A 12,763-nucleotide genomic window follows, 5' to 3' on the forward strand; every position below is an offset into this window, starting at 1 on the left:
GTCAGCGGCAGATCGCCAGGGCGTCCAGCGCCACGGCACCTTGGCCGCGTTCCAGCACCATCAGCGGATTGACGTCCAGTTCGGCGAGGTGGTCCCCGAGTTCAAGGGCCATGCGCTGGACCCGCAGCACGACCTCGACGAGCGCGTCCACATCGGCGGGGGGAGCGCCGCGCACACCGTCGAGGAGGGCGCGGCCGCGCAGTTCGGCGAGCATCGCGCGCGCCTGGTCCTCGCCGAACGGGGGGACGCGTACGGCGGCGTCACGGAGGACGTCGACGAGCACGCCCCCTATACCGACGGTCACGGTCGGCCCGAAGAGGGGGTCCTGGCTCATGCCGACCACCATCTCCACCCCGCGCTCGACCATCTGGCAGACCAGCACCCCGTCCAGCTCGACGCCTTCGTAGCGGGCGATGTCGGTGAGCTCCCGATAGGTGTCGCGGACCTGGCTGGCCGAGGTCAGCCCCAGCCGGACCAGGCCCAGCTCGGTCTTGTGGGCGAGCTGCGGCGCGGACGCCTTCATGACCACGGGGTAGCCCACCAGACCCGCGGCGCGGACGGCCGCGGCCGCGCTGGTCACCAGCTGTTCGCGCGGCACCCGGATGCCGTACGCCCGCAGCAGCTGTTTCGCCGCGTGCTCGCTCAGGTGGTCTCCTGGGCGCAGCAGATCGCGCACCTTGCGAAGGGAGGGGGACGGCGTGCGCGGGGCGTCCTCGAACGGGGAGCGGTAGGAGGCGGTGAAGCGGTGGTGTCCCAGATAGGCGCGCACGGCGGTGATGCAGTTGGCGAACGTCCGGAAGGTGGCCACGCGGGAGGAGCCCAGCAGGGTGGTGCGGTAGGCGTCCTCGGTGCCGACCGGCGAGCCCCACACCACGCACACCAGCTTGTCCGTCTGCTCCGCCGCGTCCACCAGGTCCTGCGCCAGCTTGTCGCTCATGGGCGGGAAGGGGCCGGTGATCGGGCAGATCAGCACGCCCACGGCCGGATCGGCGAGGATCGCGTCGATGATCTTGCGGCCGCGCCAGTCGCCGACCGGGTGGCCCCCGTTGTCCACCGGGTTGGCCACGCTGAGATCGCTGGGTATCCACTGGTGGAGCTCGGTCTGCTTCTCGGGGGAGAGGGTGGGCAGGGTGAGGCCCGCCGCGGTGGCGAGGTCGGAGAAGTGGGCCCCGGTGCCCCCGGAGATCGAATACACCACGACGCCCTCGGCGAGCGGCGGGCGGGCGCGGGCGAGCAGCGCCGCCGTGTCCTGCAGCTCGTCCAGGCCGTCCACGCGGATCACGCCGAACTGCCGCATGGCCGCGTCCACCACCGCGTCCGAGCCGGTCAGCTTGCCGGTGTGGGAGGCGGCCGTGCGGGCGCCGGTCTCGGTGCGGCCGACCTTCACGGCGACGACGGGCACCTTGGCGCGGGCGGCCCGGTCGGCGGCGAGGAGGAAGCCGCGGCCGTCCTTCAGTCCCTCCGCGTACAGGGCGATGGCGCCGACCTCGGGCCGGGTGGCGAAGTAGGAGATGAAGTCGGAGGTCTCCAGATCGGCCTCGTTGCCGGTCGGGGCCCAGTGGCTGAGCCGGATGCCGAGCTCCTGGAGGGTGAAGACCGGGCGGCCCTGGTGGCCTGACTGGGTGATGAGGGCGATGGCGGGCCCGTCGAGGTCGTCGCGGAACTTCTCGAAGGCGTTGAGGTTGGTGTTGGGGCCGAGCAGCCGCAGCCCGGCGCCGCGGGCCGCGGCGGCCAGCCGGGCCTGCGCGGCGGCGCCCTCGGGGCCGGTCTCGGCGAAGCCGGAGGCGAAGACGACGGCGAACCTCACCTTGCTCCCGTCGAGTTCCTCGATCACCGGGAGCGGGTCGCGGACGAGGAGGACGGCGAGGTCCACGGGTTCGGGCAGCGCGGCCACGGACGGTACGCACGGAATGCCGAAGACGGCGGGACGGGAGGGATGCACGGGGTGCAGCCGGGCGCCGACGCGTTCGGCCCAGGCCAGGAGCTGGCGGGTGATACCGGTGTTGGGGCGGCCGTCCGCGTCGGAGGCGCCGATGAGCGCCACCGACTCGGGATGGAAGAAGCGGTCCAGATCGGGGACGGTGGAGTGCAGCGGGCGCCCGCTGACGTCCACGTCGTCCACGCCTTCGGCGGTCCCGCCCGCCGCGGGCCTGCTGTGGACATGCACGGCGGGGCCGGGGGCCTGACCGCAGGCGACGGCGCGGGCATGACGGGAGTTGGTGGTCAGGGTGCCGTAGGTCGATCCAAGCATCGGTATCCGCCACTCCTGCTCGTTGGCCAATAACCGGGTAGGTGACCAGGGGATTCGGCGTCGGCCGCCGCAGCAGACCTGACGCCAAGTCACATTACCCAGTAGTCAGGTTACTGAACTGACGGCCTGTCAGGAATGCTCGCGGCGCGGGGAACACGCAGGGTGACGGCGGGGTCGGCGACATCGCGGCCCGCCCCGCCGTCATGCCGTCGTGCGGGCGACCGTCTTGGCGATCTTCCGGGCGTCGATGGCCAGTTCGCGCAGCATCCCGCTGATCGGATTGGTGTAGCCCGTGAAGTGCAGTCCCGGCGCGGACTTCAGGGTCCGCCGGCCGTGGGGGAGGGGGCGGCCGCGGTCGTCGAGCACGCCCAGGTGGCCGACCAGCTCCTCCAGGCCGCGCCGGTAGCCGGTCGCGGCGATCACCACCTCGGGGTTGATCCGCGAGCCGTCGGCCAGGACCACCTTGTCCAGGTCGAAGGAGTCCACCGCCGAGACCACCTCCACCCGCCCCGTCCGCACCGCGTCGACCAGCCCCACGTCCTGGACCGGGATCGCGCCCTCCCGTACGCGGGTGTAGAGCCCGGTGTCGGGCCAGGGTAGGCCGTGCTCGGTCAGGTCCGGCATGCTCACCCGGCACATCACCCGCGCCGCCCGGTCCACCGCGCGCCGCGGCAGCCTGCGCACCAGGATGCCGGTGGCCTGCGCGGGCCAGCCGGCCGTCGAGCGGCGCAGGATGTGCGGCACGGTGCGGATCGCCAGCCGCACCCGGGCCGCGCCGCCCTCGACCAGGTCGACCGCGATCTCGGCGCCGGTGTTGCCCACGCCGACCACCAGGACGTCACGGCCCTCGAAGGGGCGGGCGTTGCGGTAGTGGGCGGCGTGCAGCAGCTCACCGGTGTAGTCGGCGCGGCCCGGCCAGTCCGGCAGCCGTGGGGTGTGGTTGAAGCCCGTCGCGACGACGACCACGGGCGAGGACGGCGTACGGCCGCCCGTGGCGCGCAGTACCCACTCCGTGTCGTCGGACGACCGGTCGATGCGGGAGACCTCGACGCCCGTGACGATCTCCAGTCGGTGGTGCTCGACATAGCGCTCCAGGTAGCGCACCACGTCGTCGCGCCCGACCCACCGTCCGTAGGACCGGGGGATCGGCAGCCCGGGGAGCGCGGAGAGTCTGCGCGTGGTGTGCAGGTGCAGCCGGTCGTAGTGGTTCCGCCAGGACGTGGCGACCGCGTCGGACTTCTCCAGGACGACGGCGCGGATCCCGCGGTGGCTGAGCGCGGCAGCGGCGGCGAGTCCGCCCGGTCCGCCGCCGATCACATAGACGGGTGAGGACTTCTCGGGGGAGCGGTCGGCCATGCGGGTGAGCGTAGTCGGGTATTTGACGGGTTTCGGTCAAGCGATCCGGTCAAAGTGATTCCGGATGGGTTGCGGAGAGGTCACGGTCGGTCGCCGCCGGACCGTCGCTGCGGTGTCCCGTCGGTCGCCATTCCGGGTTCCGGCGGTTTTCGTTCCCCTGGTGCGACCCCTTGCGCGGGCCGCGCCCGGCCCGTGAAACTGACGTACCGTCAGATTCGCCGGGACGGGAGGGTGGAGGACGATGCGGACGATCGGGCTCGACGGGGCCGAATGGCTCGCCGTACTGCGCATCGGACTCGGCCTGTGGTGGCTCGAGAGCTGGCGGCACAAGGACAAGAAGGACTGGTTCGAGCGCGGCACCGGCATCGGCTGGGCGGTGGGCGTGGCCGCCAAGCACCGCTGGGCGTTCGTCCGCGGCGGCTTCGACGCGGTGGTCACACCCCGCCCCAAGGTCATGGCGTATGTCGTCGTCTACGCGGAGCTGGCTCTCGGGCTCGGGCTGACGCTCGGCTTCCTGACCCCCATTGCCCTGATCGGCGCGATCGTGCTCAATCTGCTCTATTTCCTGCTCATGATCCACGACTGGGCGGAGCAGGGGCAGAACTCGATGATGGTGCTGATCTCCGTGGTCGGGCTCTTCGGCATGAGCTGGCAGACCTGGTCGCTGGACGAGGCATGAGGGCTGTTTCTGTGAGCCCGACGCCGCCCGCGGGCGCTCCGCGCTTCGACCTGCCCGAGATCGACGCCTTCACCCGCCCCTACTGGGACGCCGCCGCCGAAGGCCGGCTGCTGATCCGGCGCTGCGGTGGGTGCGGCCGGGCCCATCACTACCCGCGCGAGTTCTGCCCGTACTGCTGGAGCGCGAACGTCGCCTGGGAGGCGGCGAGCGGCGCCGCGTCGCTCTACACGTGGTCCGTGGTGCACCGCAATGACCTGCCGCCGTTCGGCGCCCGCGTCCCGTACACCGCCGCCGTCGTCGACCTCGCCGAGGGGCCGCGGATGATGACCGAGCTCATCGAGGTCCCGGAGGGCGGGCCGAGGGTGGGGATGCGGCTCCGGGTGGCGTTCCGGGGGGCTGGGGCCGCCGAGGCGGCCGAGGGGGACGCGCCGGTCGTTCCTGTCTTCCGGCCGGTGCCCGCGTAGCCTGGCGCTGCCCGACAGGGCTTACGGCGTGGCCGCCTTACGGTCGCGTTGTTCAACGGTGCACGCCTTACGGTCGTCGCCGTACGGCCGTGCCGCCCTTATGGCCACAGCAGCTCCCGCCGCCAGCCGCCGGGTTCCCCGGGGTCGCGGCGGTAGCGGACCCGTACGTGCCGCCGCCGCGCCTCCTCCTGGTAGAACTCGACCTCGTCCGCCTCCAGGACGTACAGGGTCCAGGTGGGGGCGGTCGCGTCCGGTTCGCGGTCGGCCCGTTCGTACGCCGCCTCGAAGGCCCGTAGCAGCTCCTCGTACGAGCCGAGCACCTCGCTCTGCCGTCCGCTCCCGGCCAGCGCCGCCGCGAGCGCCGCGGGGGAGCGGCCGCGCAGATCGGCCTCGCTCTCCTCCGGTCCGGCCTCGCCGACCCGCCCGCTGAGGCGCACCTGACGGCCCGGCCGCATCCAGTGGAACGCGAGCGAGGCATACGGCCGCTCGGCCAGCTCCCGGCCCTTACGGCTGGTGCGATGGGTGCCGAAGTGCCAGCCGCGCTCATCGGCGTCGTGCAGCATCACCGTGCGCTGGGACGGGCGGCAGTCGGCGCCCGCGGTGGCCAGGGTCATGGTGTGCGGGCCGGGTTCCCCCGCCTCGGCGGCCTCCCGCAGCCATCGCCGGAAGAGCGGAAGCGGTGCGTCCGGGGCCGTGGCCGGGTCGAAGACGGGCAGTTCGCCCGCATGGGGTACGCGCAGGCCGCGCAGCAGTGCGCGGAATTCCTCATCCTCGTGCTCGCTCATCGGCTCCCCATCCGATCACCCGTGAGGGGCCGGGGCAAGCGGGGGCGTACGTACGGCCGGGGCGGGCCCGTCAGCCGCGGCCCAGGACCACCGTGCCCGCCGAGCAGAACCAGCCCCCCGTGCCCGAGGCCACGGCCAGTTCCGGCAGCCGTCCGCCCGCCTTGCGCACCTGCCGCGCCCCGGCCTCGCCGCGTAGCTGCCGTACCGCCTCGACCAGCAGGAACAGTCCGCGCATCCCCGGGTGGCAGGCGGAGAGGCCACCGCCGTCGGTGTTGGTCGGCAGCTCGCCGTCCCGTGTCAGCCGCCCCTTCGCCGCGAACGCCCCGCCCTCGCCCTTGGCGCAGAAGCCGAGGTCCTCCAGCGTCACCAGGGTCATATAGGTGAAGGCGTCATAGAGCTCGGCCACATCGATCTCCGACGGCCCGACGCCCGCCCGCGCGAAGGCGGCCCGCCCGGAGGCCGCGGCCGGGGAGACCGTGAAGTCCTCCCATTCGGACATGGTGGTGTGCGAGACCGCCGTGCCCGAACCCAGCACCCACACCGGGGGTTTCGCCGTGTCCGGTACGTACTCCTCGGCCACGAGCAGCACCGCGCAGCCGCCGTCCGAGCGGATGCAGCAGTGCAGCTTGGTGAAGGGATCGGCGATCATCGGGCCGCTCAGGACGTCATCGACCGTGATCGGTTCACGAAACATCGCGTCCGGATTGTGCCCGGCATTGATGCGTGCCTGAACGGCGATGTCCGCCAGCTGTTCGAGTGTGGTGCCGTACTCATGCATATGGCGGCGCGCGGCCATCGCGTACTTGGCGACCAGCGTGTGCCCGTACGGGACCTCGAACTGAAGCGGTCCGCGCGCCCCGAAGGAGAGGTTCGCGGTGCGGCGGCCCGCGCGGATGTCCGCGCGGGCGGTGGAGCCGTAGACGAGCAGAACGGCTCGGGCGTGCCCGGCGGCGATCGCGTCCGCCGCGTGCGCCGCCATGACCTCCCAGGTGGAGCCGCCGACGGCCGTCGAGTCGGTCCAGGTCGGCCGCAGCCCCAGATACTCGGCCACCTCGACCGGCGCGAGGGTGCCGAGCCCCGCCGAGGCGAAGCCGTCGACGACCGACCGGTCGAGACCGGAGTCGGCGAGGGCCCGGCGGGCGGCCTGGGCATGGAGGGCGTAGGGGGTGGCCGTGTCGACGCGGCCGCAGTCGGAGAGGGCGACGCCGACGACGGCGACCTTACGGGTGCGCTGTGCTGCGGGCGGCATGAATCTGACGGTACATCAGATTCGGGGGAGCGGAAGGGGGTGCATGCGCGGGCACGGCGAGACCCGGGTGAAGGGGGTGGTCCGGACGATCTCCCGTATGGCCGTGCTCGCGCCTCGAACACAAGCCCCGTCCGGACCACGCGTGAGGCGCCCGGCTACTGCAGGAACTGCCCCACACAAGCGGCGATCGCCACCAGAAGGCTCAGCACTCCGATCACGACCTGCCACTTGTCCGGGCCGGTCCACCGGTCGTCGCTCGTCTCCTGCGTGCTCCGATCGTCCATTACCCCTCCTCGCTCCTCCGACAGGCCCCGGAGGTCAGGGCCACCGCCGGTCCGGTCGCGCTCCGGCGGAGGATGCGGGGAGGAACGTGGTAGGGCGACAGCAGCTTAGCCGTGGATGGGGCGGGAGGGGTGGGAAAGTCCGGAGCTCGTCCCTAGTATGACGGCCCGTCAGAAAACGGAGGTGCTCGCCGATGGACGCCGCGTTCACCGAGGAACAGGACGAGATCCGCCGTACGCTGCGCACTCTGCTGCGGGAGCGGTGCGGGCCGGACGAGGTCAAGGCGGCGGTCCAGACCGCGCCCGGCTATGACGAGGCCCTGTGGCGGCGGCTCGCCCGGATGCTCGGCCTGCCGGGCCTCGCCCTTCCGGCGGCGTACGGGGGCGTCGGCTGCGGCGTCACCGAGCTGGCGCTGGTCTGTGAGGAGACCGGGCGGGTGCTGCTCCCCTCGCCGCTCCTGGCCACCGCCGTGTTCGCCGCGCCCCTGGTCGCCGCGCTCGGCACGGAGGCGCAGCGCGCCGACCTGCTGCCGCGCATCGCGGACGGCGCCCTTACGGCGGCACTCGCGGTGCCGGGGCGCGCGCTGCCCGAAGCGCTCGGGCTCGTAGGAGCGAGGGACGGCGCGTGGGCCGGTGGGGGGCGCGCGGGGGGCGTCCAGGCGCGCCCGGACCGGGACGGCGGCGCGGGGTGGCGGCTGTACGGGCAGGTGGACCAGGTGCCGGGCGGGCACAGCGCCGACCTGCTGCTGGTCGCCGCCCGCGCCGGGGGCTATACGCGCGGGCGGACGCTGCTGTTCCTCGTCCGGGCGGGGGCGGACGGGCTGGTCCGCACCCGGCTGACCGCGCTCGACGCGACCCGGCCGCAGGCCCGGATCGAGCTGCGGAACGTCCCGGCCGAGCTGCTGGGGGTGGACGGCGGCGGGAGTGGGAGCGGGAGCGGGGAGGCGGTGGCCGAGGCGCTGGCGGCCGTGGGTACGGCGGCCGCGGCCGTGCTCGCCGCCGAGGCCGTGGGGGCTGCGGACGCGGCCCTCACCCGGACGGTGGAGTACGTGCGGGCGCGTGAGCAGTTCGGCCGTCCCATCGGCTCCTTCCAGGCGGTCAAGCACCGGCTGGCGGATGTGTACGTCGCGGTCCAGGCGGCCCGTTCGGCGGCGTACTACGCGGCCTGGGCCGCGGCCGAGGGCGGAGGGGGCGGTACGCACGGTGCGGGCGGTAGGGAAGCCGCGGTCGCGGGCGGGCTGGCGCTCGCGCAGGCGCTGGAGGCACAGCGCACGGCGGCGGCCGAGGCGGTGCAGCTGCACGGCGGTATCGGCTTCACCTGGGAGCATGACGCGCATCTCTACTTCAAGCGGGCCGCCTCGGACGAGCTGCTCTTCGGCCCCGTCCACCGGCTGCGGGCGCGGGCCGCGGAACGGGAGGGACTCTTCGGCGCGGCCGATCGCCCTCCTTACGGTGGCCATGAAGGGCGTGGCGGGAGCGGCGGAAGCGGCGGCCACCACGGGGACGGCGGGCCCGGTGGGCCTGATGGGCGAGACGGGTCCGACGGGCGCGATGGGCCGCGGAAGGCGGTGACGGTCTGATGGCCGGTTACGGCGTGAAGCTGGTCCGTAAGGTGTCCTCGACCCGCGCCTTCGCCAAGGTCGCGCCCCATGTCATCCCCGCGTTCGACCGCACCGTCCACCGGCTGACCCGCGGCAAGGTGCTGCCGAGCGCGCGGATGCTGCCGGGCGTGATCCTTACGGCGCGCGGGGCCAGGTCGGGGCTTCCCCGCCGTACGCCGCTGGCCTGCATGCCGGAGGACGGCGGCACCTGGATCCTGATCGGCAGCAACTTCGGCCGTCCGGGCCATCCGCTCTGGACCACGAACCTCCTGAAGCACCCGGAAGCGGAGATCAGCTGGCGGGGCCGGGACATCGCCGTCCGGGCACGCCTGCTGGAGGGCGCCGAGCGCGAGGCGGCCTGGGCCGCGGTCCTCGCCTTCTGGCCGCCGTACGCGACCTATCAGTCCCGGGTGGACCGCGAGATCCGCCTCTTCCGCCTCCACCGCATCGAGGAGGGCTGAAGCCGGTCCTCGGGGCCGTGGAGGAGGGCCGGCCCGGTCCCTCCGGGTCGAGGGCGCCCAGCGCCCCTCCCGTCGGGGTGCCCGGCACCCCCGGTCAGGGGCACCCGGCGCCCCGGCGGAGTCCCCGTTCCTCCCCATGGGCGAGCCCATGGCCCAACCAGCCAGTGACCGCAACGGGCCGCGGCGGATCACTGGGGAGTGATCCGCCGCGGCGTGACAGGACGTGCGGGCCCGGCCGGGCAGCCGGCGGGGAGGGGCCGGGGAGGGGAGGCCGGGGAAGGGGCGCGGATTCGTTACTTCGGCGGCTTGCGGCCGGTGATCCCGAGGTGGACGAGCCAGGTCAGGCTCGGCCTGAGGTCGGCCTGCTTGACGCCCCAGCTCTGGAAGCCCTTCTGGTGCGCCGCGACCGCCGCCAGCATGGCGACCAGCGAGCCCGCGATGGCCCCAGGGTTGAGGTCCTTGTCGATCCGGCCCTTGGTCTGCTGCTCCTTGACGGCGTCCGTCAGGGAGTTGGTGACGGAGTTGAGGATCTTCATGCGGATCTTGTAGAACCGCTTGTCACCCTCGGCGGCGCCCAGGTCGACGACCCTCAGGATGGCGTCGTGTTTGCGCCAAAAGGAGAGGAACCCCTCGACCAGGTCCTCCGCCGCGGTCGCCCCCGACTTGCCGGCCCATGAGCGGTCGGCGACCAGATCGGTCAGGCTCGCGCCCTCCTTCGCCATCTCCTCGGCGAGCTCGAGGACCGCGCCCTCCACATCGGGGAAGTACTGGTAGAACGTCGCAGGCGAGGTCCCTGCCTTACGTGCGACATCGATGACCTTGACGTCTCGATACGGGGAGGTGCTGAGCATCTCGCCGAGGCAGTCGAGCAGCTTCTGCCGCGTCGCCTGCCCGCGACGACCGGCCACCCGCCCGTCGACTGTGCGTACTTGTCCTGTCATGCCGTCAGCTTACCGAGGGGTGATCGGAGCGCGATTCGGCTGCGTGCAAATGGGGTTAGGGCGGGATGAGGGGGTTTGCGAACCTCGCCGAGCAGGCTGGAATGGCTGATTCCGACCCCTGTCCACAGTCGTCAAGCCCTCAATCACCGCTCACCCACGCGGGTGAATCGTGTTATCAACAGCCTGTGGATAACAACGGTGGATGACGCCGTCGGATCTGTCTCCGAGGCAAAAGGATTGGCCAAATATTTCGAGTTCCGGGGCGAGCAGACCGGGCGATACCCCGTTAGCGTGGCAAGTGAGGTGAACGAACCAAGCGGCTCCAAACACGCGCCAAGCATCTCCAAACGGGCTGTGAGCAAGCTCCGAGGTGAGCGGGCTCCGGGGCGAGCGGGCTCCGAGCTGAGTCGGCTCCGGAACGAGCGGGCTCCGGGGCGAGTCGGCTCCGGGACGAGCGGGCTCCGAGGCGAGCAAGTCCGAGGACCGAGGGACGCGGGAGGATCCGGGCCATGGCGGCATTCGCGGAAGGCGTGCCCTGCTGGGCGGATGTGCTGCTGTCCGACCTCGCGGCGGGCCGGCGCTTCTACGGCGAGCTCTTCGGCTGGACCTTCCAGGAGATCGCCACCGACTACGGCACGTTCACCCGGGCTCTCCTCGGCGGTAAGGACGTCGCGGGGCTGGTGCCCAAGCCGGACGGCCGGATGCCCACCGTCTGGAACATCTACTTCGCCGCCCGGGACGCCGCCGCGACCGCCGTACGGATCCGCGAGGCCGGTGGCCGGGTGATCACCCCGCCGGTGTGGATCGACGAGTTCTGCGTCATGGCGACGGCCGCCGACCCGGGCGGCGCCGTCTTCGGGATCTGGCAGGCGGGCAGCCACACCGGCTTCGCGCGGCGCGGCACGCCCGGTTCGTACGGCTGGACCGAGGTCCACACGCGTCAGCCGCGCGCCGTGGACGCCTTCTACCGGGCGGTCTTCGGCTACGGGATGACACCCGCCGCGCCGCCCTCCGCGCCGCCCGCCGCGCCGCCTCCTGAAAGGCCTCCCGCACCGCCCCCAGGCGCGCCCCCCGCACCGCCCCCCGCCGAGGGCTCACCGGCCGACGTGGTCCTGTGGACGCCGCGCGGAGAGCCCCCGGACCCCCGTCACGCGATCGGCGGACGCGTCGTGATGGGTGAGGAGTACCCGGCCGTTCTGCCCGCCCACTTCCTGACGTACTTTGTGGTGGCGGATTGCGATCAGACGTCGCGCACGGCCCACCGGCTGGGCGGGCGGGTTCTCAAGACCACCGAAGATACGCCGTACGGGCGTTTCGCGGTCCTTGCGGACAATCAGGGCGCGGCCTTCGCCGTCATCGACACCTCGACGGCGGGCTGAACCCGGGGCGGATAACTGGGCGATACGGGCCTGCGGGCACTTGGATGGTCCCCGGTCGAACCGGACGGACCCCGGCTCCGTATCGCCCGATGACACGACGATTCGCCCCCGGGTTCGCAACCGCCGCCTTCGCCAGAGAGAATGCAGGATGCGTGCCGCCGGTTGGTTTGTCGGTGAGACGCTGCACGGGGCTGTATTTTTTCAAGCCCCCACGGGGAGGTGGCAGGCAAGTGGTGGAGCAGCTGACGCAGCACGATCCGAGGCGGATCGGCCCTTTCGAGGTGCTCGGCCGTCTCGGCGCGGGCGGCATGGGGCTGGTCTATCTGGCCCGCTCGGCATCGGGCCGACGGGTCGCGATCAAGACGGTCCGGACCGAGCTCGCCGAGGACCAGCTGTTCCGTGTCCGATTCACCCGTGAGGTGGAGGCGGCCCGCGCGGTCAGCGGCTTCTACACGGCCGCGGTCGTGGACGCCGATCCGCGCGCCGCGGTGCCGTGGCTGGCCACGGCCTATGTGCCGGCGCCCTCCCTCGAGGAAATCGTCAACGAGTGCGGGCCGATGCCGGCCCAGGCGGTGCGCTGGCTGGCGGCCGGGGTCGCCGAGGCGCTGCAGTCCATCCATGGCGCGGGCCTGGTCCACCGGGATCTGAAGCCGTCCAATGTGCTGGTCGTCGAGGACGGCCCGCGCGTGATCGACTTCGGTATCGCCTCCGGTGTCTCGAACACCCGGCTGACGATGACCAACGTCGCGGTCGGCACCCCCGCCTACATGTCCCCCGAGCAGGCGCGCGACTCGCGCAGTGTGACGGGCGCGAGCGACATCTTCTCGCTCGGCTCGACCCTGACCTTCGCGGCCACCGGGCACGCGCCCTTCCACGGCGCCAACCCGGTGGAGACCGTGTTCATGCTGCTGCGCGAGGGCCCCGATCTGGCCGGGCTGCCCGACGAGCTGCGGCCGCTGATCGAGTCGTGCATGCAGATGGAGCCCGAGCGGCGGCCGTCCCCGGCCGATCTGCAGTCCCAGCTGGCCCCGCATCTGTTCGCCTCCAACGCCGACGACAGCGGTACGGCCTCGGCCTGGCTGCCGCCCGGCGCCGTCGCGCTCATCGAGCGCAAGCGCAGCGGCCGCAACCAGGTGCGCGGCTCCTCCCGGCCCGCGGCCGGAGGCGGCCGTCCCTCCGGGGGCGCGGGGAACGCCGGAAGCGCCGCGAGCGCGGGCAGCCGCCCCTCCGCGCCGCTCCCGCCGGAGCGCCCGCCCACGTCACAGCCCTCGTACGCCCCGGCCGCGGGAGCCGCCGCGGACGGCCACGGCGGGCGG

The 12,763-nt window shown here is 72.8% G+C and carries 12 protein-coding genes; 6 read left to right on the top strand and 6 right to left on the bottom strand.

From position 1 onward, the window contains the following. Window position 1: 1 nt before the first annotated feature. Both IEJ02_RS43305 and IEJ02_RS43310 read right to left on the bottom strand, forming a co-directional pair. A complete protein-coding gene (locus tag IEJ02_RS43305) occupies window positions 2–2,251 on the bottom strand; it encodes an acetate--CoA ligase family protein (RefSeq protein ID WP_191069806.1) in 2,250 nt (749 codons plus the stop codon). A 201-nt stretch (window positions 2,252–2,452) separates the two neighbouring features. Further along, complete coding sequence (locus tag IEJ02_RS43310) at window positions 2,453–3,607, bottom strand: flavin-containing monooxygenase (protein WP_191069807.1); 1,155 nt, start codon at window positions 3,605–3,607, stop codon at window positions 2,453–2,455. Window positions 3,608–3,848: 241 nt separating this feature from the next. Here IEJ02_RS43310 and IEJ02_RS43315 point away from each other — a divergent pair, with 241 nt between their 5' ends. Both IEJ02_RS43315 and IEJ02_RS43320 read left to right on the top strand, forming a co-directional pair. Next, window positions 3,849–4,286 carry a DoxX family protein gene (locus tag IEJ02_RS43315; protein WP_191069808.1) on the top strand — a complete coding sequence of 146 codons (438 nt, stop codon included), beginning with the start codon at window positions 3,849–3,851 and terminating at the stop codon, window positions 4,284–4,286. Next, window positions 4,283–4,750: a Zn-ribbon domain-containing OB-fold protein gene (locus IEJ02_RS43320; protein WP_191069809.1), complete on the top strand. Its 468-nt coding sequence runs from the start codon at window positions 4,283–4,285 to the stop codon at window positions 4,748–4,750. The genes IEJ02_RS43315 and IEJ02_RS43320 overlap by 4 nt, the downstream gene beginning before the upstream one ends. Window positions 4,751–4,848: 98 nt before the next feature. Here the strand turns inward: IEJ02_RS43320 and IEJ02_RS43325 are convergent, their stop codons facing one another. From IEJ02_RS43325 to IEJ02_RS50095, 3 genes are all read right to left on the bottom strand, one after another. Beyond that, window positions 4,849–5,535, bottom strand: coding sequence for a pyridoxine/pyridoxamine 5'-phosphate oxidase (locus IEJ02_RS43325; protein ID WP_191069810.1), 687 nt, complete (start codon window positions 5,533–5,535; stop codon window positions 4,849–4,851). Between the two features lie 70 nt (window positions 5,536–5,605). Then, a complete protein-coding gene (locus IEJ02_RS43330; RefSeq protein WP_191069811.1) occupies window positions 5,606–6,784 on the bottom strand; it encodes a thiolase C-terminal domain-containing protein in 1,179 nt (392 codons plus the stop codon). A gap of 155 nt (window positions 6,785–6,939) precedes the next feature. Further along, window positions 6,940–7,068: a hypothetical protein gene (locus tag IEJ02_RS50095; protein WP_263408036.1), complete on the bottom strand. Its 129-nt coding sequence runs from the start codon at window positions 7,066–7,068 to the stop codon at window positions 6,940–6,942. 191 nt (window positions 7,069–7,259) lie between these two features. Here IEJ02_RS50095 and IEJ02_RS43335 point away from each other — a divergent pair, with 191 nt between their 5' ends. Both IEJ02_RS43335 and IEJ02_RS43340 read left to right on the top strand, forming a co-directional pair. Continuing rightward, on the top strand, window positions 7,260–8,645 hold the full coding sequence (locus tag IEJ02_RS43335) for an acyl-CoA dehydrogenase family protein (protein ID WP_191069812.1): 1,386 nt from the start codon (window positions 7,260–7,262) through the stop codon (window positions 8,643–8,645). Then, entirely contained in the window at window positions 8,645–9,127 is a 483-nt protein-coding gene (locus IEJ02_RS43340) for a nitroreductase family deazaflavin-dependent oxidoreductase (protein WP_191069813.1), read from the top strand. The genes IEJ02_RS43335 and IEJ02_RS43340 overlap by 1 nt, the downstream gene beginning before the upstream one ends. A gap of 293 nt (window positions 9,128–9,420) precedes the next feature. On the opposite strand, the gene IEJ02_RS43345 is transcribed toward IEJ02_RS43340, so the two are convergent. Continuing rightward, window positions 9,421–10,068: a TetR family transcriptional regulator gene (locus IEJ02_RS43345; RefSeq protein WP_191069814.1), complete on the bottom strand. Its 648-nt coding sequence runs from the start codon at window positions 10,066–10,068 to the stop codon at window positions 9,421–9,423. 509 nt (window positions 10,069–10,577) lie between these two features. Here IEJ02_RS43345 and IEJ02_RS43350 point away from each other — a divergent pair. Together IEJ02_RS43350 and IEJ02_RS43355 are read left to right on the top strand one after the other, a co-directional pair. After that, window positions 10,578–11,447, top strand: coding sequence for a VOC family protein (locus IEJ02_RS43350; protein ID WP_191069815.1), 870 nt, complete (start codon window positions 10,578–10,580; stop codon window positions 11,445–11,447). A gap of 230 nt (window positions 11,448–11,677) precedes the next feature. Beyond that, window positions 11,678–12,763 (top strand): serine/threonine-protein kinase (locus IEJ02_RS43355; RefSeq protein ID WP_317986068.1); only part of this gene is annotated, 1,086 nt, incomplete at its 3' end.

It is taken from the genome of Streptomyces sp. 5-10 (genome assembly GCF_014712245.1).
GTDB lineage: Bacteria > Actinomycetota > Actinomycetes > Streptomycetales > Streptomycetaceae > Streptomyces > Streptomyces violaceusniger.